The following is a 21,945-nucleotide window of genomic DNA, read 5'->3' as shown; positions in this document are numbered from 1 at the left end:
GTTTGGGCGGCCGGTTGGCCGCCTTTTTTTATGAATGGTTATGGATATTTTTTTCGGGCGTGCAGCGCGGTCAGAATTTTGATGTGGTCTGTCACCTGATAGACCAGTAAATAATTCGAGTTGATGACCATTTCGCGAGTGCCCGGTATTCGGCCGGAGCGGAAACCATGCGGTATCCAGGAAAGCCTTCGCGCTGCGGCGCTGAGCCTTTGGTGCAGTGCAACTGAAGCGACAGTGTTGCGTTGTTCTACGTATTCGATGATGTCAGCCAGGTCTCCAAGAGCCGGTTTACTCCAGCTAACCGGCAGCGCGTCGATTCTTGCGTCTCTCTTCCAGCATCTGACCTAGCAGCACCATTGCCTCATCGTGGGGGATAGGCGGACGTGGATCATCAAGTGCGGCTTGTACCTTGGCGCGATACCAAAGATCGTAATCCGCAGCCTCTTCTTCGGTTTCGAAGTCTGAAACGATAAGTGAAAGTTCAGCGCTCATCATGACCTCCATGATCAATGTGAAGCAGTCTAAGGGGATGTGGGCTCGTTGTCGTCACTGGCGGGACGAGGGAGGCATCATCCGCAAACAGACGATGCAAATCTGTCAGACGCTTCGCTTGTGATGCACGTGAAGTCGATCAGCTGTGTAGTTCAATTCTGTAGGAAATCAGCTTTTGGTCATCGGGCTGACAGCCGCCGCTCAAAGCTGCGGCCACAGCCACGCTGCACTCAGTTACCGTCTGCAACCTTACGCTCGATCTCATCGACTTTGCGCTGTAGCTCTTCAGCTTCCTGCTCTTTGACCCGAGTGGAAGACGGCGTGATGACTTTGTCTACGCCCTCGGTGTTGTTGTCGCGGTCCTGCAGATCGCGCTCGACCACGTTCACCGGTTTGCCGCTGGCATCGGTGGGTGGGGCGTTGGGAGTTTTGTCGTCGTTGGGGTTCATGGCGCTGGCCTCCTGTGGGTGTACACATTGGAGACAGCGCGGCGGCAGACGTTCGAAATTTTTCAGCTGCGAGGCCCTCTCCGGCAGGAGAGGGCACTGTGGCTTTTTTCAGTCCTTGAGAATGTCGCGATCCTTGGTTTCCGGCAGGAAGAACGTGCCGAGTATTGCCGTCGCCACTGCAATGACGATCGGGTACCACAGCCCGTAGTAGATGTCACCGGTGGCGGCGACCATGGCGAACGCCACGGTCGGCAGGAAGCCGCCGAACCAGCCGTTGCCGATGTGGTAGGGCAGCGACATCGAGGTGTAGCGGATGCGCGTCGGGAACAGTTCGACCAGCCACGCGGCGATCGGGCCATAAACCATGGTCACGTAGATCACCAGCACGGTGAGCAGGAGTAGCATCATCGGGTAATTGATTTTCGCCGGGTCGGCTTTTTCCGGGTAACCGGCGTCTTTCAACGCGGCGCCGAGGTTGGCGGTGAAGGCGTCGTTGCGGGCCTTGAAGTCGGCGGCGGGGAGGGCGCTGCCTTCGAAACTCTCGACGACGCGGTCACCGATGCGCACCTGCGCCACCGTGTTCGGTTCGGCGGCAACGTTCTCATAAGGGATCGCGCGTTTCGCCAGCAAGGTTTTCGCCAAGTCACAGGAACTGGTGAATCTGGCCTTGCCCACCGGATCGAACTGGAACGAGCACTGCTCGGGGCTGGCGATCACCTTGACTGGGTTTTTCTCCTGAGCGACGAACACGTCCGGATTGCCGTACTGGGTCAGCGCAGTAAAGATCGGGAAGTAAGTCAGCGCCGCGAGAATGCACCCGGCCATGATGATCGGTTTGCGCCCGATGCGATCGGACAGGCTGCCGAAAATCACGAAGAACGGTGTGCCGATCAGTAGCGATCCGGCGATCAGCAGGTTGGCGGTCTGCGCGTCGATCTTCAATGTTTGCAACAGGAAGAACAGCGCATAGAACTGCCCGGTGTACCAGACCACTGCTTGCCCGGCCGTGCCGCCCAGCAGCGACATGATTACCACTTTGAGGTTGTCCCAGCGTGCAAAGGATTCAGTCAGCGGCGCTTTCGAGGCCTTGCCTTCATCCTTCATTTTCTGGAATACCGGCGACTCGCTCAGTTGCAGGCGGATGTACACCGACACGGCCAGCAGAATGATCGACAGCAGAAACGGAATCCGCCAGCCCCAAGCCTCGAACGCCTCGTTACCCAGCGCCGTGCGACAGGCGAGAATCACCAGCAGCGACATGAACAGACCGAGGGTGGCGGTGGTTTGAATCCACGAAGTGAAAAAGCCACGGCGATTGCGTGGTGCGTGCTCCGCTACGTAGGTCGCCGCGCCGCCGTATTCACCACCCAGCGCCAGGCCTTGCAGCAAGCGCAGGGTGATCAGAATCACCGGGGCAGCGACGCCGATGGTGGCGTAGCCGGGCAGCAAACCGACGATTGCTGTGGACACGCCCATGATCACGATGGTGATCAGAAACGTGTGTTTGCGCCCGATCATGTCACCCAGGCGCCCGAAGACGATGGCGCCGAACGGCCGCACCGCAAACCCGGCGGCAAACGCCAGCAGGGCAAAGATGAACGCGGTGGTTTCGTTGACGCCGGCGAAGAAGTGCTTGGCGATGATCGCCGCCAGTGAGCCGTAGAGGTAAAAGTCGTACCACTCGAAAACCGTGCCCAGCGAGGAAGCGAAGATGACCTTGCGCTCCTCCTTCGTGATACCGCCGCTGCGGGGCGGTGTGCCGGTGGATGCTGTGTCGATTGTGGCCATGGGTGTTCTCCGTCGTGCTTATTGTTGTAGGCCGGAGTCCCCCGTTACTGCCTGTCGCACTCTGGCCCGTTGGCATCTGCCGCCGTTGCTCTAGCGTGAAGCTTGCACAGTCTGACCGCCTCGCAGGGCTGCAAGGTTTCCTGAAGCATAATCAGCTTTTGCCAGATATCCACTCGGCCTACGCTTTGACCCAACGCTGCCGGCTCCAGGCGCTCAACCAATCGACCAGAAACACCAGCAACAGCATCGCCAGAATCACCGTACTGGCCTGGGCTTCCTGGAACAGACTCAAGCTGACATACAGCATCTGGCCCAGGCCGCCAGCACCGACAAAGCCCAGCACGCTGGCCATGCGGATGTTGTTTTCCCAGCGATACAGGCAGTAGGCGAGCAGTTGCGGGGCAAGGTTAGGCAGGGTGCCGTAGCAGAACGCGAGGATCGGATTGCCGCCCTGCAAACGGATCGCCTCGGCCGGTTGTGGCGGAGTGTTTTCCAATGCTTCGGCAAATAGCCGACCGAGCACCCCAGTGGTGTGCAGGGCAAGGGCGAGGGTGCCGGCGTTCGGGCCGAGACCGGCGGCGAGCACCATCAGCGCGGCCCAAACCAGCTCTGGAATCGCCCGCAAGCCGTTGAGCAGCAGGCGCGCCGCACTTTGCAGCGGCCAGCCGAAACGCCCGGCAGCGGGCAGCGCGAGAACGATGCCGAACAGTGCCGCAAGCAGGGTGCCCAACGCGGACATGGCCAGTGTTTCCAGCGAACCGTGGGCAATGGCTTTCAGGTAACCGGCGCTCAAGTCGGGACTTAGAAAGCGCTGCACGTAACTGCCCATCTGCTTGAGGCTATTGGCGCTGCCGAGTTCGGCGAGATCCAGTTCCAGATAAGCGAAGGAAGCGAACACCGCAAATGCGATCACGACGATCAGCAGCAGGTTGATCAGGCGCCTCATGTCAGCCTCCAGCGCAGCAAGCGGCTGAGTTGATCAGCGCACAGCACCAGGAGCAGGAACGTCAGCAACATGCTGGCGACTTCACCGCCGGCAAACATGCGGATCGACAGATCGATCTGTTGCCCCAGCCCACCGGCACCGACAAAGCCCATCACCACCGAGGCACGGATCGCGCACTCCCAGCGATACACCGTGTACGAGAGCAGTTCGGCGGCGACATTCGGCAACGTGCCGTAGGCAAACGCCGCCAGTCGACCGCTGCCGGCCTGCAACAATGCGTGCGCCGGGCGCTGGTCGGTGGATTCGAATATCTCCGCGTAAACCTTGCCGAGCATACCGCTGTAGGTGATGGCGATGGCCAACACGCCAGCCGCCGGGCCGAGGCCGACCGCGCGCACGAACAACAGCGCCCAGACGATCTCCGGCACGCTGCGCAAAAAGATCAGCAAGCCGCGTACCGGCCAGCGCAGCAAGCGCCCGGGCAGGCTCGGCACGCCGCCCCGGGACGCCGCCGAGAGCGACAGCGCGCGGCTGGCGATCAGGCTCGCCGGCACCGCCAGCAGCAACGCCAAGGCCATGCCCGCTGTGGCAATCGCCAGGGTTTGCAGGGTGGCTTTGAGCAACAGTTGCAGGAACGCTTGATCGTGCGCCGGCGGCCAGAATGCCGAAACAAAACGGCCCATTTCGTTCTGGCTATCGGCCTGAAACAACACGCCCAGGTCCAGTTCGCTGAGCTGAATGCCCGGCCACAGCAGGGCTAGCGCCAGCAGCGTCAGCAACAATCGCGGCCACGCCGCAGGGTCCCGTGAATCAGCTTTCAGCATCGCGGAATCTGCACAATCAAAGGCGCGGCCGCCGGCGCTGGCGATTGCAGTTGTTCATTGGCGTACAGCGCATCGAGTTTGTCGCGACTGACTTGATCGGATGGGCAATCGAAAAGAATCTGCCCGTCGCGCAAACCGATGATCCGTGGAAAGTGCGCCAGCGCCAGATCCACCGCGTGCAGGCTCGCCACCAGCGTGACGTTGTGCTCGCGGGCGTGACGCGAAAGGATCGACAGCGTATGGCCGGCAAGCACCGGGTCCATGGCCGAGACAGGTTCGTCGGCAAGCAATATTTCCGGCGCCTGATACAGCACTCGCGCAATGCCGACGCGCTGCAATTGCCCGCCGGACAACTGCTGGCAATGGGCGAACAGTTTGTCGCCCAGATCCAGCCGCGCCAACGCCGCGCGAGCGCCCGCCACATCCAGTGGATGCAGCAGGTTCAGCAGACTTTTGCCCAGACTCCACTGACCGAGCTTGCCGGCCAGCACCGCCGTAATGACCCGCTGACGCGGCGGAATCGGCGGCGCCTGATGCACCAGGCCGATGCGCGCACGCAGGCGCTGCCGCTGGTGCGCCGACAAGTGCCAGGCGCGTTCGCCAAGCACTTCGATGTCGCCACTGCTGGGCTTGAGCGCGGTGGCCAGCAGATTGAGCAGGCTCGACTTGCCAGCGCCGGACGGGCCGATGATTGCGACCTGTTCGCCAGCGCCAATCTGCACGTCGATGTTACGAAGGGCATCGACGCCATTGGCATGGCGCAGGCTGCCCTGGGTGAGGCGTAGGGTCATTTCAGCAGTTCGGCGGCGCGGGCGGCTTCCTCGATGCCCTTGTAGTTCTCGGGCTTGGTCTCGATGAAGCGACTGGCGGCCTGCAGATCGAGGATCTTCTTCTGCTCAGGATTGGCTGGGTCGAGGTCGAGGAAGGCTTGCTTGATCTTCGCGGCCAGCTTCGGATCAAGGGTGCCGCGCACGGTCCAGTTGTAATCGAAGTAGGTCGGCGTGGTGGCGAAGACTTTGACCTTGTTGGTGTCGACCTTGCCGGCGTCGACCAGTTTCTGCCAGACGCTGGCGTTCAATACACCAGCGTCGACCTTGCCGGCCTGCACCCAGGCAACGGTGGCGTCATGCGCGCCGGAGTAGGCGACACGGCTGAAATAGCCTTCAGGCTTGATGCCGTCGTTCTTCAGCATGAAGTAACGCGGCATCAGACTGCCCGAGGTGGACGACACCGAACCGAAGGCGAAGGTCTTGCCCTTCAGGTCGGCGAGGCTTTTCACGTTCGGGTCGGCGGTGATGAATTTGCTGGTGAACTGCGCATCCTGTTCGCGCTGCACCAGCGGGATCACTGGTGTAGTGGCGTCGGTCTTCAAACGAGCCTGCACAAAAGTGAAACCGCCGAGCCAGGCCATGTCGAGGCGATCGGTGGCCAGCGCTTCAACCACCGCCGGGTAGTCGGCGACAGGCACAAACTGCACCTTCATGCCCAACTGCTGCTCAAGATAGGTACCCAGTGGTTCGAACTTGCGCAGCAGCTCGGTCGGGGCTTCGTCGGGAATCGCGCTGACGCGCAGGACATCAGCGGCTTGCGTCATCAGGGCAGAAAAGGACAGGGCCAGACCGGCGGTGAGGGCGAGGGTACGCTTGAACATAGAATTCTCCGTTTCGTAAGCGTCAACATTCGAAGGGCAGCCGCTACCGGGCGGCGCGCCACGTCAGGGTAGACGAAACGGCGAGGTTATACGCATTCGCGAGGAGATTGGCCAGCCTCCGTGCCGGCGCGGTGTGTCTGTTTGTGTACGGTTGCGGTCAAGCCGCCTCGGGCAGTTTGGCAATCACCTTGATCTCGAAATCGAAACCCGCCAGCCAGGTCACGCCGACAGCGGTGATGGTCGGAAACGGCGCTTCGCCCCAAAACTCCGGCACCACAGTCCAGATCGTTTCGAACGTCGAGTGCGGATCGACCATGAACACGGTGACATCCACCGCATCATCGAAGCTGCAACCGGCCGCAGCGAGGATCGCGTTGAGGTTGTGGAAGGCGGTGCGCACCTGATCGCGCAGATCGGCCTCGGGCGAGCCATCCTCACGGCTGCCGACTTGTCCGGAGACAAACAGGAAACCGTTGGAGCGAATCGCCGGCGAGTAACGGTGACGTTCATACAGGGCGTGGCGGGCGGGTGGGAACACTACATCGCGCTTGGACATGGGGCTGACTCCATCAGTGGTTGATGGAGTGACTTTAGGTATTTGCAGCTGCTGGATAAACGCGCAAGCTTGGCGTTCACTGTTTGCAAATTCCAAACAATCGAGGGGCGCGGATGGACCGGTTCGATGCGATGCAGGCCTTTGCCCGGGTGGTCGAGGCGGGCAGTTTCACCAAAGCTGCCGAAACCCTGCACATGAGCAAGACCACGGTGACGCAACTGGTGCAGCAGCTGGAGGCGCGGCTGCGGGTCAAGCTGCTCAATCGCACTACGCGCAAGGTCAACGTCACCGCCGATGGTGCGGCGTATTACGAGCGGGTGATCAAGTTGCTGGCCGACATGGACGACGCCGAAACCAGCCTGCCCGGTGCCGCCGCACGGCCACGGGGGCGCTTGCGCATCGACGTGCCGAGCCCGTTCGCGCGGCATATTCTGGTCCCAGCCTTGCCGGATTTTCACGCGCGCTACCCGGACATCCAGATCGACATGGGCGTCAGCGACCGCATCGTCGACATCATCGATGAGAACGTCGATTGCGTGGTGCGCGGCGGCGAATTGCTCGATCAATCGCTGATGGCGCGCAAGCTCGCCGATCTGCCCTTGGGGGTATTTGCCGCGCCGGCTTATCTGGCTCGCGAAGGTACGCCCGACCATCCACGCGAACTGGAAGACTCCCATCATCGGGTGGTCGCGTTTCTTTGGGCTCGCACTGGTAAACCTCTTCCGTACACGTTGCACAACGGCACCGAGCGCTTGCAGATCAAGGGCCGGCATGTGCTTGCGGTAGATGACGGCAATGCCTATCTGGCGGCGGGACTGGCGGGCATGGGGGTGTTGTGGTTGCCGACGTATATGGCCGATGCGCATGTCGCGCGCGGCGAGCTCGTGCCGTTGTTTGAGGGCTGGCGCCTGGAAAGCATGCCGCTTTACGTCGCGTATCCGCCGAACCGGCATGTCAGCTTGAAATTGCGGGTGTTTATCGACTGGATTGTGGCGTTAATGGCGTAGGGTTCTGGTGCGCTTATTGCTTTACGTGAAGGCAGGTCGTCAGAAAAACAACCAACCCGGCGACCCGAACGTGCTTGTGATGAGAGGCGCACGTTCGACCCAAGGAGCTATGCGCGTAATGAATATGTACATCGATATCGTCGGCGCCTGCAATCTGAGCTGCCCGTCATGCCCGATGGGTAATTCGGAAAATGCCAATTTCAAGAAAGCCATGCAGCTCGATATGTTCACGCAGATTGTCGACAAGGCACGGCGTGAAGGGGTCAAGGCGATCTTTTTGTACAACTGGACCGAGCCGTTGATTCACCCGCGCATTGGTGAGTTCGTCGAAATCATTAACGCTGCAGGTTTGCAAAGCGGCATCAGCTCCAACCTGAACCTGGCCAAGAACATTGAAAGCGCGATGCTCGCCAATCCCTGGTTCTTCCGTGTCTCCCTGTCCGGGTTCCACCAGGATACCTACCGCCAAGGGCATGTCGGCGGCGACATCGAAGTGGTCAAGCAGAACATGATCAAGCTGCATGACCTCAAGCAGCGTCACGGCCTGAATACGCTTATCGAGGTCTATTACCACCGCTATCTGGATAACCTCGAAGAAGAGGGGCTGATGCGCGAGTTCAGCGAGCGCCTGGGTTTCAATTTCTCCACCGGCTACTCGGTGATGATGCCGCTGGAAAAAACCTTCGCTATCGTCGAAGACGATGCCTCGGTCACCGACACGGACCGGGAAACCCTCAAGCGCCTGGCGTTGCCACCGTATGCAGACCTGGTCAATCTGGTCAAGCAATACCCCAAACAGGCGTGCACCCTGAAAGATGATTGGCTGGTACTCGATTGCAATGGCAATACCGTGCTGTGCTGCACGATTTTCAATCAGGCGGAATACAGCGTCGGCAAGTATCTGGACATGCCGGTACAGGAATTGATGAGTCGCAAATCCACGCAAAAGAACTGCGTGGATTTGTGCAACCGCTGCGCGAAGAACGGTCTGCACATCTACTCCGCATCGCCCAACAAGGGGCCGCTGGAAAGTCATGCGGTCAATCGCATCATCGACTTTCAACGACGCACGATTCTCGAACAGCCGATCGATAGCGAACGTCTGGGCCGTACAGGTGAAGTCAGCGCCGAGCACTTCGATGAGGAGCAATATTTGCGCCTCAATGCCGACGTAAAGACTGCAATCGCCACAGGCGCCTTCTCCAGTGGCTATCAACACTACGTCCTGTTTGGGCGCCTCGAAGGTCGGCTCGGGGCGGGGTTGAATACGATCGTTTGAGATACCCGGGGCGACGGCCATGGGTTGTTTGAAGGTGTGGCCTGATGACGTGATTGACTCTTTACCGGTTCCGGCCAACTATCGGCGCACAACAATGTGACCGATGGATTGAAACTTGACCGAACGACGCCAATTCAGCGGAGGCATGAAGGGGAAAAACCTCCGCTATCTGAATGAGCAAAGCGATAACGCGCAGTTGACGCGCACCGGTTTTCTGCTGCTCGAACACTTTTCGCTACCGGCCTTTACGCAGACGCTGGACGCCGTGGTGACTACCAATCTGTTGCGCCCGGGGCTGTTTACCTCGCGCACCTTCGGGCTGGGTGAGGGCGAGGTCATCAGCGACCTGGGGCTGGTGATCCGCCCCGATGCGCGTCTGGACTCAGCAGCGCTCGAGGAATTGGATCTGCTGGTGGTCTGCGGCGGTTATCGCACTGAACTGCGAGCGAGCGATGGGTTTGTGCACTTGCTCAAACTCGCGGCGGAGCGGGGCGTCAGTCTGGCCGGGTTGTGGAACGGTTCGTGGTTTCTCGGGCGCGCCGGGTTGCTCGACGGCTACCGTTGCGCGATTCACCCGGAACATCGCCCCGCGTTGACGGAAATTGCCAAGGCTACGCACGTCAGCAGCGAGCCTTATGTGATCGACCGCGACCGTCTCACCGCGTCGAGCCCATCGGGGGCTTTCCACATGGCGCTGGACTGGATCAAAAGCCTGCACGGCAAAGCGCTGGTCGAGGGTGTCGAGGACATTCTGGCGTTTGAGGAATCGCGCTACCGGCGGATCAAGCCGGATGAAAACATCTGCGTCAGCGCGCCGTTGCGGGAAGTGATCAAGCTGATGGACGCCAACCTCGAAGAACCGTTGGAGCTGGAACAATTGGCGGTCTACGCCGGCCGCTCGCGGCGCCAGCTCGAGCGCTTGTTCAAGGAGCAACTGGGCACCACGCCGCAGCGCTACTATTTGGAACTGCGCATCACCGAAGCACGGCGCCTGCTGCAACATACCGAGCTGTCGCAGGTGGAAGTGCTGGTGGCGTGTGGTTTTGTCTCGCCGAGCCATTTCAGCAAGTGCTATAGCTCGTACTTTGGTTATCGGCCTTCGAAGGAAAAACGGCTGGTTAAATAGATCGACCGGTGCAATCCCCAAAAACCCTCACCCCAGCCCTCTCCCAGAGGGAGAGGGAGCCGACCGAGGTATCTTGCGCTGTACATCGACCTGAAAGATGGACGTCGACTTTGGATTCAATACAGCGCTTTCAGGTCGGCGTAAATCTCGAATATCCCCCAATCAGTTCCCTCTCCCTCCGGGAGAGGGCTAGGGTGAGGGGTATTGAGGGCGGGTCTGTCAGAGACGATCAGCATCGATTACAGCTTGCGCAAACGCCGCCGGGCTTTCCTGGGGCAAATTGTGCCCAACCCCACCCTCAATCAACCGGAACTGATATTTCCCGGTAAAACGCTTGGCATAGTCCTCAGGCTGGGGATGTGGCGCACCATTGGCATCGCCTTCCAGGGTAATCGTCGGCACGCTGATCGACGGGGCAGTCGCAAGCTTCTCTTCCAGCGCGGCATATTTCGCCTCGCCCTGCACCAGGCCCAGCCGCCAGCGGTAGTTGAACACGGTGATTTCGACGTGATCGGGGTTCTGCAACGCTTGGGCGCTGCGGTCGAAAGTGGCGTCGTCGAACTTCCACTGCGGCGAAGCCAGCTGCCAGATCAGTTTGGCGAAGTCGTGGGTGTTCTTTTCATAGCCGGCACGGCCGCGTTCGGTGGCGAAGTAGAACTGGTACCACCACTGCAATTCGGCTTTCGGCGGCAGCGGGTTTTGCCCGGCGGCCTGATTGCCGATCAGGTAGCCGCTGACCGCCACCAACGCCTTGACGCGCTCCGGCCACAATGCTGCGACGATGTCCGCCGAACGCGCGCCCCAGTCGTAGCCGCCCAGCACTGCTTGCTTGATCTTCAGCGCATCCATGAAGTCGATCACGTCGCTGGCCAGCGCCGCCGGTTGGCCGTTGCGCAGGGTGTTTTTGGACAGGAACTGCGTGTCGCCATAACCCCGTGCATACGGCATCAGCACGCGGTAACCCTTGGCCGCGAGCAGTGGTGCGACTTCGTCGTAGCTGTGAATGTCGTAGGGCCAGCCGTGCAGCAGAATCACCACTGGGCCATCAGCGGGGCCGGTTTCGGCGTAGGCCACGTCGAGCAAGCCAGCCTTGATGTGCTTCAGCGGGCCGAAAGGCGAGGGCGCGGAATAGCTGACGGCGGCGGGTTCTGTGGTTTGCGCCTGAGCGCTGCCGACGGCGCCGAACAGTGACAGTGCCAGGACTGACAAGCCGAGCGCGGCGGTGATTTTAGAGGTGTGCAGAGCCTGTTTCATGCTGACGTCTCCTTTGCGAGCCTGTGGCCAAGGGGCTGGATGAACCCTTGAAACCCTGGGTGCATTGAAGCGTGGCGAGGTATCTGCTCTGTGTCGCCAGAGAGCGTTTTTGCATTGGGTTGTGTAGCAGCGGGGCGCGTACACAGTGTGATACATGGCGATGAAACGGTGAGTTTTCGCGCGAAAATAATAAGTCGCTGTTTTAAAACAAAAAAAATTTTATTTCGGGCTTCCCAAATGAAATGAATGTTGTTAAATTGCGGCCCGTTCTCACAGCGATCCTAACGGAGCCGCTGATCAGAGCTACAGGGGCGTCGCCAAGCGGTAAGGCAGCAGGTTTTGATCCTGCCATGCGTTGGTTCGAATCCAGCCGCCCCTGCCATCTACGAAAAAACGCCAACTTCGCAAGAAGTTGGCGTTTTTTTATGCCTGCGATTTACCGCGCTCGAGCCAGGCATGCGTGCGCGATGCCGAAGCACCGCGCACGCCGGTCACTCAGTGCGGTGCGCGCGGGATGGTTTTCATCAGGTCTTCAGGGCTGATGTGGCCGACCACGCTGCCCGGCTGCGGCAGGTTCAGAATGTGGCCTTTCATCTTGCCGATGATGTGCATCTCGCACGGCTTGCAATCGAACTTCAACGTCAGCACTTCATCGCCGTGGATCAACTGCATCGGCGCGACCTTGGTGCGCACGCCGGTCACGCCTTTGGCCTGTTTCGGGCACAGGTTGAAGGAGAAACGCAGGCAGTGCTTGGTGATCATCACCGGCACCTCGCCTGGCTCTTCGTGAGCTTCGTACGCCGCGTCGATCAGCTTGACGCCGTGACGGTGGTAGAAGTCGCGGGCCTTCTGATTGTAGACGTTGGCGAGGAAGGTCAGGTGCGAATCCGGGTACACCGGCGGCGGCGTGGTTTCGGCCTTGCGGCTGCCACGCGGATGCGCGGCGACACGCGCCGCAGTCAGCGCTTCGATCACTTCGCGACGCAGCGACTTGAGCTGCGAGTTGGGAATGAAGAACGCTTGCGGCGCATCCAGCTTGACGTCGGTGGCGTGGTACTGCGTGGTGCCGAGCTGACCAAGCAGGTCGCGCAGTTGCTCCAGCGCCTGCTCCGGCTTGTTGGCAACGCCGAACGGCCCGTTGAGGGTGACGCTGGCGCTGATGCCTTCTTCGCTGGTCGCGGTCACTTCCAGCTGTTCTTCACGCAGACGAGCGAACCAGCTCAGGGCCACGCGACGTTCCGAAGAAGTTTTCTGCAACGCCTGCTGCCAGTTGTGATCGAGGTTGCGATTGAGCGGGTGGCTCGGACGCAGCTTGAACAGGCCCTCGGGCATTTCGTTCGGCTCGACGCGGTAGCGGTAGCGCTTCTCGCCGTCTTCTTCGAACTCGCCTTTGGCCTCGGCGATGTTGGCGCGGAAACCGACCACTTCGCGCTTGACCAGCACGTTCAGGCCGTCGCCGTTGGACAGCGGCTCGTGAGTGACAACCTGCATGTCACGCTTGCCGACTTTTTCCACCGTGCCGACCGGCAGCCCGGTGAAGGTTGGCGAATCGAAGGCGCCGATGTCGATCTTGCGATCGGTCACGAAGTAATCGGTGCTGCCACGGTGGAAGGTCTTTTCCGGGTCGGGCAGGAAGAAATGCACGGTCCGGCCGCTGGAGGCGCGGGCCAGGTCAGGGCGGTCTTCGAGCACGTCGTCCAGACGCTGGCGGTAATAGGCAGTGATGTTCTTCACATAGCCCATGTCCTTGTAGCGACCTTCGATCTTGAACGAACGCACGCCTGCTTCGACCAGCGCGCGGATGTTGGCGCTCTGGTTGTTGTCTTTCATCGACAGCAGGTGTTTTTCGTAAGCGATCACGCCACCCTTTTCGTCTTTCAAGGTGTACGGCAAGCGGCAAGCCTGGGAGCAGTCGCCACGGTTGGCGCTGCGGCCGGTTTGCGCGTGAGAGATGTTGCACTGACCGGAGAAGGCCACGCACAGCGCGCCGTGAATGAAGAATTCGATGGCCGCGTCGGTTTCATCGGCGATGGCGCGGATTTCCTGCAGGTTCAGTTCTCGGGCCAATACCAGCTGCGAGAAACCGGCCTGATCGAGGAACTTCGCCCGCTCCAGCGTGCGGATATCGGTCTGGGTCGAGGCGTGCAGCTCGATCGGCGGAATGTCCAGCTCCATCACGCCCAGATCCTGGACGATGAGCGCATCGACACCGGCGTCGTACAACTGATGGATCAGCTTGCGCGCCGGCTCCAGTTCGTTGTCGTGCAGGATGGTATTGATGGTGGTGAAAATACGCGCGTGGTAACGGCGGGCGAACTCGACCAGTTCGGCGATTTCGCTGACTTCGTTGCAGGCGTTGTGGCGTGCGCCGAAGCTCGGGCCGCCGATGTACACGGCGTCAGCGCCATGCAGGATGGCCTCGCGGGCAATGGCGACATCGCGGGCAGGGCTGAGCAATTCCAGGTGATGCTTGGGCAAGGACATAGTTTTTTTAGTCAGGCGGTCACGGGCAAGGGGCGCATTGTACCTGTGAAACACCTGGGCGGCATCAGCGTGCCGATATCAGGTACGAAGGACCTAGCACAATACGAGGCAATGCATAACTGTAAAGTCTGTCAGTTGTCCGTCCGCGTCCAAAGCGTGAACATCAGGTGGGAGCGGGAAAGTCGCTCTGGCCTATATCACGCAAGACATTGGAGATTAATATCATGAAAGGTAATAACGCCTTCGCGACGATTGGTATCTCGGATTTCGCGTCGTTTAAATCGCGTCCGCAGAAGAAGGCCGAAGTGTATTACAAAGCGGTCGTTTCACCCGATCATCCGGGCATAGGCAAGCCAATATTCTCCGCTACTCGGCATCTCTATTTCGGCACAAAGGAGACGTTCAGCGTTATTGGTCAATATTTTACGGACGAGGTGGGTGAGATTATTTCATTTGTGATAGATCGCTCCCTTGCGGACGGTAGACATGAAGTTGGCGGGTTCGGAAGCCCTGTGGCGGGATTGATGACTATGTCGCATGAAATTTTATATGCGAAAACAGGAACAATAGAGTTTGCTCGCAAACACGAAGAAGGCATCGATTCGATTACGGCAACATTCAATTTTGAAATCGAGCACCGCGGGCAAACATACCGGGTATCAGAAGGTAAACTGTTTGTTATAGCTAGTGGTCCCCTTTAAGTTTTGTGAATAGACCGTTGACGCCAATTCGCTCAACGAGCGAGCCAGCGCATGCCAAACGGCCGCATCCTGGTGGCTGCTGTGTTTGGCGCGCGCCCTTGAGTATTTCACTGCGTACGCCGCAACCGGAATCGTGGCGGCAGCCTACGCAGTATTTCCGCAAATCAGCCCTTGGCCGCCATCGCCGTCACCTCCACACGCATCCCTTCAACCGCCAGCGAGGCGACGCCCACCGCTGCCCGCACTGGCCAAGGCTTGGCGAAATAGCGTTTGTACACTTCATTGAAAGCCCCGCGATCGCCCATGTCGGTGAGGTAAATGGTCAGGTGCAGCACCCGGTCCATCGAACTGCCAGCACGTTCCAAGGCGACTTTCAGCGCTTGCAGCGTGCACTCGCTTTGCTCGGTGATCCCGCCGAGTTCCAGGCTGCCATCGGCGCGGGTCGGGATTTGCGTCGAGACCATGATCCCGCCAAAGGTGGCGACGTCGGAAGAAATCGAATCGGTGTCCGGATCAGGCGTGAAGATGATGTCTTGATTGGCCATGGGCATCTCTTGTTTGGGTGAATGAAGATTGCGGCAGTTTACAGATTCTTTCCCACCATGGCCCGGACGGGGACCGCGACACGTTTGTATAAGCGTGTATCAGCCCTCAGCGGATACACACGGCAACACCAAACTGCGCTTTCGAGACACATCCGCCTTACATGCCGAGCCCAAAGTAGCCCTCACACCAACACTACGTTCAAGAGGGCACCACCATGTACCGTCCACTGTTTCTGGCTTCTGCCGTTGTCTTCGCCTCCCTTGCCGGTTTCGCCCATGCGGCAGATGCGCCGGCGACGAGCTGGCAGAAAGGTCTGAGCCGTACTGATCTGGTTCGCCAGGATCTCGGCGCTGACAATCGCGAAGTCATTCAGGCGCGTATCGATTTTGATGCTGGCGTCACCTCGCCTCGGCATGCTCATCCCGGCGTGGAAGTCGCCTATGTCATCAGCGGCACGTTCGAGTATCAGCTCGAAGGGCGGGCGCCGGTAATACTCAAGGCCGGCGATTCGTTGTTCATTCCGGCAGGCGTAGCGCATGTGGCGAAAAACGTAGGCAACGACAAAGCCGTGGAACTGGCCACTTACGTCGTGCCGAAGGGCGAACCGCTGCTGATCCTCAAGCCGTGATGCGTCGGCCTGCTATTTCGAGCGCGGCTTGCTCATTGCGCGCTTGATGCGCATCCAGTCCTGATAGGCCGCCGTTCGCTTGGCGTCGGCCAAGGCTTTTGCTTCGCTGAAGCGAGCCCAGGCCTCAGGACTGTCGGCGTCATGCTCAATGATTCTGTAGGCCGCCTCTTCCAGCAGGTCGGCCTCGCGGAACATCGCGGCGTTTTCTGCCATCTCGTCATCCCACGATCGGCCGAAACCGAATTTCAACGTGTGCTCATTCATTTTGCGTGATCCTCCTCCCACACCAGAGGCACCGACTCGCGCCATTGCACCCCGGTCACGCCAAAGCGCTCCGCCATCGGTTTGGAAAAACGTTTCAACGGAGGCCGACCGGGGCGGGGGATGGGCGCGATTCCTGCGTCGCAACTTGCCCACTGCCACGCTTCGGCGTTGTTCATTTTTTTTGTGCGAATGACGAATGACCTGGGCTTTCCATGTAACAGGTACTCGATCACGTACAAGTCCACTGCGCTCATACATTTCCTCCGTCTGTTAAAAAGAGGGATGTCTGGCGAAATGAATAATTCAGAGAAAATTCTTTTGGCTGGGATGACCGGCATACGCCGCTTGTTTAGCGTTATACCGCGCGTTGGGGCGTGTACAAGTTGAGGCGCCAATGCACTACATGATCTTGTAATGTCGCTGCTCAGAGTGGCGATCTGAATAGAATGAAACGCATCTAAAGCGACGCGTTATTCAGGAGGGGCTTCAGGAGTAAATGCATGAGCAGACAAAGTCGGCGTGAATCTCGGTGTCTTCAACCGCTGTGATCAGCCCGGCATGCAAAGCTTCTTCAGGATTGATAATGCGCGGAGCCGCTGTCAGGTATTTCTCTGTCTCCAATGCATTTTTCCCGTTACTGGTACGCTCGGCGACAATCTGCGCGTACAGATGCAAGTCGTAATCCAGGCTCATGGCATATTCCGACATGCGCGAATGATCAACCGCTCCCTGCAAGTGCCAATGAAAAGGGTGAAACAGAAACTTGCTATGAGTGCACGCAGTGCGGCGCTGGCCGGCGAGGAAAACGATATTGCCCATCGACTCGACCGTTCCCAGGTTATGCGTGTGTACCGGGACGGGCAGCGCCATCAGAAAGTTGTACATCGTAAAACCGTAACTGCATTCGCCACCCATGGTAGCGATGTTCAGAATCAACCTGGGGGCATCTTCCTTTACCGCACGCGAGGCTCTATCAATCAGCTGACCGCAGGTTGAAGCATTGATCGGGCCGGTAAAGTTAATCACGTGAACAGGCATGGCAATTTCCTCGACGGGCCGGGGCTCTGCGAACGGGCTCTTTGCGCAAGGACTGGTGCCCGTCAGTCAGGAGCAGCGTTCGGACGTTGGCGTCGTTTGCGTTTCTCGAGAGTTTTCAGAGTCAACGTTCAACTGCCTGCGCTCGTAACATTCATGTTGGGCACGATCGCTGTGCTGCGGGTGGCCAGGTTTTCTTTCAATGCACGAAGACCCAGCGTCGTCCGGCAGTTTCTCCGGGGAGCTGCGCGTCGCTTCTGGAACAACTTCAGCGCCTTCGTGTTGGTGTAACTGGCTTGGAGGAGTATGTATGGAGGTGGTCATCTATGCGCTCCGTCGAATATTACAAGGGCAGCGAGGCTGCCCTTGTACCGCTCATTTACGACTTGCGACCTCCACTGTGGCTGGATTGTCCGCCTTTGCGACCAGCCTCGGATGCTTTTTCACGATCGTTGGCGAAGTTGCCGCCAGACTGTCCGCCTTTTTTCCCGGACTCTTGCATCTTGTCACGATCGTTGCCGGCGTTACCTGTATTTTTATTTCCGGTGGTCATGATAGCTCTCCGATATCTATTAACGTTTCGCTAGTGATGTCCGTTTTCGTCATGGACACCTACTTCGATTACATATTGGTTCACGGTGTTTTGATTTTTTTTAATTGATCCGATGAGCGGTGTCTGCACTTTTAACTTGTATTGGCCAGTAGGGCACATATAACTAAAAGGGCTACGCTCAATCGCAATGGATAATAAAGAAAAACACTTACACCGATGCCGAGCCGGTTGTTGAAGTTAATTGAACCTCGACTATCTGAATCGTGGCAACGGCCGATCAATTGGCTTGAGCGTCGAAAGCGTATCGCGAATAAGCGGCGCATCTTTTTCGATGTCATGCAGTCGGTCGCGAATGCGCAAAGCTGTCGGATGCCCGCCTTGATGATCAACCCAGTCGGCGATCTCTTTGCAGGCGGCTGCGAGGCGCGCCTGGCGGGCGTCGAGCAGGGTGAGGAGGGTGGTGATGGACTCTTTCTCGGACATGAAACACCTCCGTTCGCTGAAACGGCTGAGTTGCAACAAAAAGCCCGCATGGCGCGAACCTTCAGATCAACTATAGAAGCCCTGCGCGATCGTGCAAAAAATACCCAGCTCAGCTCATCGGCAAATCTTGTAGGAGTGAGCCTGCTCGCGATAGCGGTGGGTCAGTTGACATCTTCATCAACTGAAAGGCCGCTATCGCGAGCAGGCTCACTCCCACAGGGGGTTTGTGCGACTCAGGACGCCTCGCTCACCTCACACATCCGCTCGAGAAACATCGCCAAGGCCACTTCCTCGGCGCGCAGGCCTTTGCGCACTCGCGGGCGGGGCAGTTCGGCAAGGGCGCCGAGCATGAAATGTTCGAGCACGGCAGGGTGGATGTAGCATTTGCGACACACCGCTGGCGTGTTGCCCAGCTGTTTGGCGACGTTCTTCACGGCTTCGACCACATGGCGCTTGGCCTCGGTTTCCGACTCATGCTGCAGCTCGCGCAGCACTGCCAAAGCCAATGCGCTGCCCGCCCAGGTGCGGTAATCCTTGGCGGTGAATTCAGCGCCGGTGAGCTTTTGCAGATAGGCGTTGACGTCGGAGGAGGTGACAGTGTGCCGTTCGCCGTATTCATCAAGGTACTGAAACAGGTTTTGCCCGGGAATCTCCAGGCAGCGCTTGATGATTCGCGCCAGACGCCGATCCTTGACGGTGATCTGGTGCTCGATGCCGCTCTTGCCACGGAACTGGAACAGGATCGCGCTGCCGTTGACCTCGACATGCCGACTGCGCAACGTGGTCAGGCCATAAGAGCGATTGTCCCGCGCATATTGGGTATTGCCGACGCGGATCAGCGTGGCGTCGAGCAAGGTGATGACCGTGGCCATGACCTTGTCGCGGCTGAAGCCCGGGGCGTCGAGCAGCGCCTCAAGCTGGCGCCGCAGTTTGGGCAGTGCCAGGCCGAATTCGCGCAGGCGCGAGTATTTGTCGGCGTCGCGCACTTCGCGCCAGCGCGCGTGATAACGGTACTGCTTGCGCCCGCGCGCATCGCGGCCGGTGGCTTGCAGATGACCGCACGGGTCGGCGCAGATCCACACATCGGTGTAAGCCGGCGGCACCGCGAGGGCGTTGATGCGTTTGATTTCGTCCGGGTCGGTGATGCGCTGGCCCGACGGTTCGAAATAGACGAACTTGCCGCGCAGTTTTTTCCGGGTGATACCAGGCTGAGTGTCATCGACGTAATGCAGATCGGCGGGCAGGGCATCTGTCAGCACGGTATCGGGCATGGCGGTTTCCTTCGGTCATACGGCAGTCTGTAACTGATTGACCGCAGGCGCTGGCCGTCGTGCCGAATGATTTACGCGAGCACCGCCACCGCCTTGATCTGCGCCCACAGCCGCTGGCCCGGGTGCACGCCCAATTGGTCACGCGAGAAGCGGGTGATCCGCGCCAGCAGCGGCGTGCCGCCCGCATCGAGGCGGATCAGCACATGGGCACTGTTGTCAGCGGCCTGTTCGCTGATGACGGTAACGGGCAGACGATTGAGAATGCTGCTGGCTGCATCGTTGTTCAGCGCCAGGCTGATGTCACGTGCGTGCACCTTGCAGCGCAGGGCTTGGCCCACGGCCATCGGCGCATGGGTGACGCGAATGTTCATTTCGGTAGCTGGCAGTTGCAGGCTGAGCAATTGATAGGTGGCATCGTAGGCGCTGACCTGACCTTCGATGATCACCCCGGCGTCATCGCCAAGCGCCAAAGGCAGATCCAGACGCGCGAGGGTCTCGCCGATCGGGCCGCTGGCGAGAGCTTTGCCGTCACGGAGCAATACCAAATGATCGGCCAGACGCGCGACTTCATCCTGGGCATGGCTGACGTACAGCAGCGGAATATCCAGTTCGTCATGCAGGCGTTGCAGGTATGGGAGGATTTCGCTCTTGCGCCGGCTGTCGAGAGCCGCCAGTGGTTCGTCCATCAGCAGCAGTTTCGGGCTGGTCAGCAGGGCGCGGGCGATGCCGACGCGCTGCCGCTCGCCGCCGGACAGATGCTGCGGATGGCGCTCGAGCAAATGGCCGATGCCGAGCAGTTCGGTCGCTTGGTTGATATCGACCCGGCGTTGCGACTTGGCGATGCGTTTGAGACCAAACTCCAGATTGGCCAGCACCGACAGATGCGGGAACAGGCTGGCTTCCTGAAACACGTAGCCGAGCGCACGTTTATGCGGGGCTACGAAGATGCCATTGGCGCTGTCCTGCCAGACCTCGTCGTTGATCTGCACAAAACCCTGCTCGGCGCGCTCCAGCCCGGCGATGCAGCGCAGGCAGGTGGTTTTGCCGGAGCCGGAATCGCCAAACAGCGCGGTGACGCCCCGGCCCGGCACTTGCAGATCAACATCCAGTTCGAACCCCGGATAAGTGCGTTTCAGGCGTACATCAATCATCGATCAGCTCCAGCCTGCGCGGGTTTTGCCGCTGGAATACAGCGCCAGCAACACCAGAAACGAGAACACCAGCATCGCCGCGGACAGCCAGTGCGCCTGGGCATATTCCAGCGCTTCGACATGGTCGTAAATCTGCACCGAGACCACGCGGGTCTTGTCGGGAATGTTGCCGCCGATCATCAGCACCACGCCGAATTCACCGACGGTGTGGGCGAAGCCGAGAATCGCTGCGGTGATGAAGCCGGGGCGCGCCAGCGGCAGGATCACGCTGAAGAACGTGTCCCAGGGATTGGCGCGCAACGTCGCGGCGACTTCCAGCGGGCGGGTGCCGATTGCCGAGAAAGCGTTTTGCAGCGGTTGCACCACGAACGGCAGGGAATAGATCACCGAGCCGATCACCAGCCCGGTGAAACTGAACGTCAGCGTGCCCAGCCCCAGCCATTGAGTGAACTGGCCGAGAAAACCGTGCGGCCCCAGCGCCAGCAGCAGATAAAAGCCGATCACCGTCGGCGGCAGCACCAGCGGCAGGGCGACGATGGCGCCAATCGGGCCGCGCAACCAAGACGAGGTGCGCGACAGCCATAACGCGATCGGTGTGCCGATCACCAGCAGGATCACGGTGGTCAGCGACGCCAGTTTCAGGGTCAGCCAGATCGCGGCGAAGTCGGCACTGGTCAGCGACATTTACAGTTCATATCCGAAGGACTTGATCACCGCAGCGGCTTTCGGGCCTTTGAGATAATCGATCAGGGCCTTGGCAGCAGCGCTGTCCTTGCCTTTGTACAAGATCACCGCGTCCTGTTTGATCGGATCATGCAGGGTGGCGGGAACAATCCATGCCGAGCCGCTGCTGATTTTGCCGTTCTTGAAGATTTGCGACAGGGCCACGAAGCCCAGTTCGGCGTTGCCGGTGGAGACGAACTGGTAGGCCTGAGTAATGTTCTGGCCTTCGACGATTTTGCTTTTCGTGGCTTCGCTCAACTGGAGTTTTTCCAGCACCTGGGTGGCGGCGAGACCGTATGGCGCGGTTTTGGGGTTGGCGATGGACAAGTGCTGGTATTGGTTGGTTTTCAGCACGTCACCCTGTGCATCTACGTAGCCTTCCTTCGCTGACCACAATGCCAGGGTGCCAATGGCGTAGGTGAAGCGCGATCCTTTGACTGTTCCGCCTTCCTGCTCGAGTTTTGCCGGGGTGCTGTCGTCAGCGGCGAGAAACACTTCGAAGGGCGCGCCGTTTTTGATCTGGGTGTAGAACTGGCCGGTTGCGCCGTAAGCAGCGACCAGTTTGTGCCCGGTGTCTTTTTCGAAGTCGGCAGCGATGGCTTGGATTGGCGCGGTGAAATTGGCGGCGACCGCCACTTGCACTTCGTCAGCCTGCGCGGCACCGATGCTGAAAAATGCGAGGAATGAGGCGAGACAGGCAGGGGCGAGGCGTGTGGCAGCAGGTGTCATGTAAA

Annotated in this window: 25 protein-coding genes, 1 tRNA gene and 1 pseudogene; 6 read left to right on the top strand and 21 right to left on the bottom strand. The window is 59.4% G+C overall.

All coding sequences use genetic code 11. The features are described 5' to 3' along the window. Positions 1-38: 38 nt before the first annotated feature. The 9 genes from PSH90_RS14955 to PSH90_RS14915 form a co-directional block, all read right to left on the bottom strand. Complete coding sequence (locus PSH90_RS14955) at positions 39-260, bottom strand: type II toxin-antitoxin system mRNA interferase toxin, RelE/StbE family (RefSeq protein ID WP_305383136.1); 222 nt, start codon at positions 258-260, stop codon at positions 39-41. A gap of 37 nt (positions 261-297) precedes the next feature. Next, positions 298-492 carry a hypothetical protein gene (locus PSH90_RS14950; RefSeq protein ID WP_056789559.1) on the bottom strand — a complete coding sequence of 65 codons (195 nt, stop codon included), beginning with the start codon at positions 490-492 and terminating at the stop codon, positions 298-300. A gap of 230 nt (positions 493-722) precedes the next feature. Beyond that, the gene (locus PSH90_RS14945; RefSeq protein ID WP_016774958.1) at positions 723-941 is read right to left on the bottom strand and encodes a hypothetical protein; all 219 of its coding nucleotides are present in this window, start codon (positions 939-941) and stop codon (positions 723-725) included. 108 nt (positions 942-1,049) lie between these two features. Then, positions 1,050-2,729 carry an MFS transporter gene (locus tag PSH90_RS14940; protein WP_282384400.1) on the bottom strand — a complete coding sequence of 560 codons (1,680 nt, stop codon included), beginning with the start codon at positions 2,727-2,729 and terminating at the stop codon, positions 1,050-1,052. A 178-nt stretch (positions 2,730-2,907) separates the two neighbouring features. Continuing rightward, positions 2,908-3,675: a phosphonate ABC transporter, permease protein PhnE gene (gene phnE / locus PSH90_RS14935; protein WP_095180157.1), complete on the bottom strand. Its 768-nt coding sequence runs from the start codon at positions 3,673-3,675 to the stop codon at positions 2,908-2,910. Beyond that, a complete protein-coding gene (locus tag PSH90_RS14930) occupies positions 3,672-4,499 on the bottom strand; it encodes an ABC transporter permease (protein ID WP_024013147.1) in 828 nt (275 codons plus the stop codon). The genes phnE and PSH90_RS14930 overlap by 4 nt, the downstream gene beginning before the upstream one ends. Then, positions 4,493-5,290 carry a phosphonate ABC transporter ATP-binding protein gene (locus PSH90_RS14925; protein ID WP_305380895.1) on the bottom strand — a complete coding sequence of 266 codons (798 nt, stop codon included), beginning with the start codon at positions 5,288-5,290 and terminating at the stop codon, positions 4,493-4,495. Before PSH90_RS14925 ends, PSH90_RS14930 begins: the two co-directional genes overlap by 7 nt. Beyond that, the gene (locus PSH90_RS14920; RefSeq protein ID WP_305380893.1) at positions 5,287-6,150 is read right to left on the bottom strand and encodes a putative selenate ABC transporter substrate-binding protein; all 864 of its coding nucleotides are present in this window, start codon (positions 6,148-6,150) and stop codon (positions 5,287-5,289) included. The genes PSH90_RS14925 and PSH90_RS14920 overlap by 4 nt, the downstream gene beginning before the upstream one ends. Positions 6,151-6,307: 157 nt before the next feature. Next, a complete protein-coding gene (locus PSH90_RS14915) occupies positions 6,308-6,706 on the bottom strand; it encodes a RidA family protein (protein WP_041480136.1) in 399 nt (132 codons plus the stop codon). 113 nt (positions 6,707-6,819) lie between these two features. Here PSH90_RS14915 and PSH90_RS14910 point away from each other — a divergent pair, with 113 nt between their 5' ends. From PSH90_RS14910 to PSH90_RS14900, 3 genes are all read left to right on the top strand, one after another. Then, positions 6,820-7,713: a LysR family transcriptional regulator gene (locus PSH90_RS14910; protein WP_150635121.1), complete on the top strand. Its 894-nt coding sequence runs from the start codon at positions 6,820-6,822 to the stop codon at positions 7,711-7,713. Positions 7,714-7,831: 118 nt separating this feature from the next. Beyond that, positions 7,832-8,992, top strand: a complete 1,161-nt coding sequence (locus PSH90_RS14905) for a radical SAM protein (protein WP_258706784.1) — start codon at positions 7,832-7,834, stop codon at positions 8,990-8,992. 115 nt (positions 8,993-9,107) lie between these two features. After that, positions 9,108-10,118 carry a GlxA family transcriptional regulator gene (locus PSH90_RS14900; protein ID WP_191636952.1) on the top strand — a complete coding sequence of 337 codons (1,011 nt, stop codon included), beginning with the start codon at positions 9,108-9,110 and terminating at the stop codon, positions 10,116-10,118. Positions 10,119-10,337: 219 nt separating this feature from the next. On the opposite strand, the gene PSH90_RS14895 is transcribed toward PSH90_RS14900, so the two are convergent. Further along, positions 10,338-11,372, bottom strand: a complete 1,035-nt coding sequence (locus PSH90_RS14895) for an alpha/beta fold hydrolase (RefSeq protein WP_305380891.1) — start codon at positions 11,370-11,372, stop codon at positions 10,338-10,340. 307 nt (positions 11,373-11,679) lie between these two features. On the opposite strand from PSH90_RS14895, the gene PSH90_RS14890 reads away from it, so the two are divergent. Next, positions 11,680-11,754, top strand: a tRNA-Gln gene (locus PSH90_RS14890). Between the two features lie 113 nt (positions 11,755-11,867). On the opposite strand, the gene PSH90_RS14885 is transcribed toward PSH90_RS14890, so the two are convergent. Next, the gene (locus PSH90_RS14885) at positions 11,868-13,856 is read right to left on the bottom strand and encodes a U32 family peptidase (protein ID WP_150740958.1); all 1,989 of its coding nucleotides are present in this window, start codon (positions 13,854-13,856) and stop codon (positions 11,868-11,870) included. A gap of 224 nt (positions 13,857-14,080) precedes the next feature. Between PSH90_RS14885 and PSH90_RS14880 the strand changes: the two genes are divergently transcribed. Beyond that, the gene (locus PSH90_RS14880; protein WP_252876408.1) at positions 14,081-14,557 is read left to right on the top strand and encodes a hypothetical protein; all 477 of its coding nucleotides are present in this window, start codon (positions 14,081-14,083) and stop codon (positions 14,555-14,557) included. Positions 14,558-14,721: 164 nt separating this feature from the next. Here the strand turns inward: PSH90_RS14880 and PSH90_RS14875 are convergent, their stop codons facing one another. Then, entirely contained in the window at positions 14,722-15,102 is a 381-nt protein-coding gene (locus PSH90_RS14875; protein ID WP_024013136.1) for a RidA family protein, read from the bottom strand. 215 nt (positions 15,103-15,317) lie between these two features. Between PSH90_RS14875 and PSH90_RS14870 the strand changes: the two genes are divergently transcribed. Next, a complete protein-coding gene (locus tag PSH90_RS14870) occupies positions 15,318-15,731 on the top strand; it encodes a cupin domain-containing protein (RefSeq protein ID WP_041480145.1) in 414 nt (137 codons plus the stop codon). 12 nt (positions 15,732-15,743) lie between these two features. Here the strand turns inward: PSH90_RS14870 and PSH90_RS14865 are convergent, their stop codons facing one another. The 9 genes and pseudogenes from PSH90_RS14865 to modA all read right to left on the bottom strand — a co-directional run bounded on the left by PSH90_RS14865 (position 15,744) and on the right by modA (position 21,940). Further along, positions 15,744-15,995 carry a hypothetical protein gene (locus tag PSH90_RS14865; protein WP_150635126.1) on the bottom strand — a complete coding sequence of 84 codons (252 nt, stop codon included), beginning with the start codon at positions 15,993-15,995 and terminating at the stop codon, positions 15,744-15,746. Continuing rightward, on the bottom strand, positions 15,992-16,249 hold the full coding sequence (locus PSH90_RS14860) for a DUF6555 family protein (RefSeq protein ID WP_305380889.1): 258 nt from the start codon (positions 16,247-16,249) through the stop codon (positions 15,992-15,994). The genes PSH90_RS14865 and PSH90_RS14860 overlap by 4 nt, the downstream gene beginning before the upstream one ends. Before the next feature lie 232 nt (positions 16,250-16,481). Then, a complete protein-coding gene (locus PSH90_RS14855; protein ID WP_041480149.1) occupies positions 16,482-17,033 on the bottom strand; it encodes an ATP-dependent Clp protease proteolytic subunit in 552 nt (183 codons plus the stop codon). A gap of 376 nt (positions 17,034-17,409) precedes the next feature. Then, positions 17,410-17,526: pseudogene (locus tag PSH90_RS14850) on the bottom strand (general stress protein); the annotation flags it as partial. A 309-nt stretch (positions 17,527-17,835) separates the two neighbouring features. Further along, positions 17,836-18,066 carry a hypothetical protein gene (locus PSH90_RS14845; protein ID WP_016774936.1) on the bottom strand — a complete coding sequence of 77 codons (231 nt, stop codon included), beginning with the start codon at positions 18,064-18,066 and terminating at the stop codon, positions 17,836-17,838. A 233-nt stretch (positions 18,067-18,299) separates the two neighbouring features. Further along, positions 18,300-19,337, bottom strand: coding sequence for a DNA topoisomerase IB (locus tag PSH90_RS14840; protein ID WP_305380888.1), 1,038 nt, complete (start codon positions 19,335-19,337; stop codon positions 18,300-18,302). Positions 19,338-19,408: 71 nt separating this feature from the next. Then, positions 19,409-20,488 (bottom strand): molybdenum ABC transporter ATP-binding protein, encoded by a 1,080-nt coding sequence (gene modC, locus PSH90_RS14835; RefSeq protein WP_305380887.1) that lies wholly within the window; start codon positions 20,486-20,488, stop codon positions 19,409-19,411. Between the two features lie 3 nt (positions 20,489-20,491). Beyond that, positions 20,492-21,172: a molybdate ABC transporter permease subunit gene (gene modB, locus PSH90_RS14830; RefSeq protein WP_305380886.1), complete on the bottom strand. Its 681-nt coding sequence runs from the start codon at positions 21,170-21,172 to the stop codon at positions 20,492-20,494. Further along, positions 21,173-21,940, bottom strand: coding sequence for a molybdate ABC transporter substrate-binding protein (gene modA, locus PSH90_RS14825; RefSeq protein ID WP_305380885.1), 768 nt, complete (start codon positions 21,938-21,940; stop codon positions 21,173-21,175). Positions 21,941-21,945: the final 5 nt, after the last annotated feature.

Source organism: Pseudomonas sp. FP1762, assembly GCF_030687105.1.
Lineage (GTDB): Bacteria > Pseudomonadota > Gammaproteobacteria > Pseudomonadales > Pseudomonadaceae > Aquipseudomonas > Aquipseudomonas siliginis.
Note: the sequence above shows the minus strand (reverse complement) of the source record. Positions and strands in the feature narration are given on the sequence as shown.

What these genes read in the sequence shown, in the direction of transcription:
- PSH90_RS14950 (WP_056789559.1), bottom strand. Translation starts at nt 492, where the DNA reads ATGAGCGCTGAACTTTCACTTATCGTTTCAGACTTCGAAACCGAAGAA.
- PSH90_RS14945 (WP_016774958.1), bottom strand. Translation starts at nt 941, where the DNA reads ATGAACCCCAACGACGACAAAACTCCCAACGCCCCACCCACCGATGCC.
- PSH90_RS14940 (WP_282384400.1), bottom strand. Translation starts at nt 2,729, where the DNA reads ATGGCCACAATCGACACAGCATCCACCGGCACACCGCCCCGCAGCGGC.
- phnE (WP_095180157.1), bottom strand. Translation starts at nt 3,675, where the DNA reads ATGAGGCGCCTGATCAACCTGCTGCTGATCGTCGTGATCGCATTTGCG.
- PSH90_RS14930 (WP_024013147.1), bottom strand. Translation starts at nt 4,499, where the DNA reads ATGCTGAAAGCTGATTCACGGGACCCTGCGGCGTGGCCGCGATTGTTG.
- PSH90_RS14925 (WP_305380895.1), bottom strand. Translation starts at nt 5,290, where the DNA reads ATGACCCTACGCCTCACCCAGGGCAGCCTGCGCCATGCCAATGGCGTC.
- PSH90_RS14920 (WP_305380893.1), bottom strand. Translation starts at nt 6,150, where the DNA reads ATGTTCAAGCGTACCCTCGCCCTCACCGCCGGTCTGGCCCTGTCCTTT.
- PSH90_RS14915 (WP_041480136.1), bottom strand. Translation starts at nt 6,706, where the DNA reads ATGTCCAAGCGCGATGTAGTGTTCCCACCCGCCCGCCACGCCCTGTAT.
- PSH90_RS14910 (WP_150635121.1), top strand. Translation starts at nt 6,820, where the DNA reads ATGGACCGGTTCGATGCGATGCAGGCCTTTGCCCGGGTGGTCGAGGCG.
- PSH90_RS14905 (WP_258706784.1), top strand. Translation starts at nt 7,832, where the DNA reads ATGAATATGTACATCGATATCGTCGGCGCCTGCAATCTGAGCTGCCCG.
- PSH90_RS14895 (WP_305380891.1), bottom strand. Translation starts at nt 11,372, where the DNA reads ATGAAACAGGCTCTGCACACCTCTAAAATCACCGCCGCGCTCGGCTTG.
- PSH90_RS14885 (WP_150740958.1), bottom strand. Translation starts at nt 13,856, where the DNA reads ATGTCCTTGCCCAAGCATCACCTGGAATTGCTCAGCCCTGCCCGCGAT.
- PSH90_RS14880 (WP_252876408.1), top strand. Translation starts at nt 14,081, where the DNA reads ATGAAAGGTAATAACGCCTTCGCGACGATTGGTATCTCGGATTTCGCG.
- PSH90_RS14875 (WP_024013136.1), bottom strand. Translation starts at nt 15,102, where the DNA reads ATGGCCAATCAAGACATCATCTTCACGCCTGATCCGGACACCGATTCG.
- PSH90_RS14870 (WP_041480145.1), top strand. Translation starts at nt 15,318, where the DNA reads ATGTACCGTCCACTGTTTCTGGCTTCTGCCGTTGTCTTCGCCTCCCTT.
- PSH90_RS14865 (WP_150635126.1), bottom strand. Translation starts at nt 15,995, where the DNA reads ATGAATGAGCACACGTTGAAATTCGGTTTCGGCCGATCGTGGGATGAC.
- PSH90_RS14860 (WP_305380889.1), bottom strand. Translation starts at nt 16,249, where the DNA reads ATGAGCGCAGTGGACTTGTACGTGATCGAGTACCTGTTACATGGAAAG.
- PSH90_RS14855 (WP_041480149.1), bottom strand. Translation starts at nt 17,033, where the DNA reads ATGCCTGTTCACGTGATTAACTTTACCGGCCCGATCAATGCTTCAACC.
- PSH90_RS14845 (WP_016774936.1), bottom strand. Translation starts at nt 18,066, where the DNA reads ATGTCCGAGAAAGAGTCCATCACCACCCTCCTCACCCTGCTCGACGCC.
- PSH90_RS14840 (WP_305380888.1), bottom strand. Translation starts at nt 19,337, where the DNA reads ATGCCCGATACCGTGCTGACAGATGCCCTGCCCGCCGATCTGCATTAC.
- modC (WP_305380887.1), bottom strand. Translation starts at nt 20,488, where the DNA reads ATGATTGATGTACGCCTGAAACGCACTTATCCGGGGTTCGAACTGGAT.
- modB (WP_305380886.1), bottom strand. Translation starts at nt 21,172, where the DNA reads ATGTCGCTGACCAGTGCCGACTTCGCCGCGATCTGGCTGACCCTGAAA.
- modA (WP_305380885.1), bottom strand. Translation starts at nt 21,940, where the DNA reads ATGACACCTGCTGCCACACGCCTCGCCCCTGCCTGTCTCGCCTCATTC.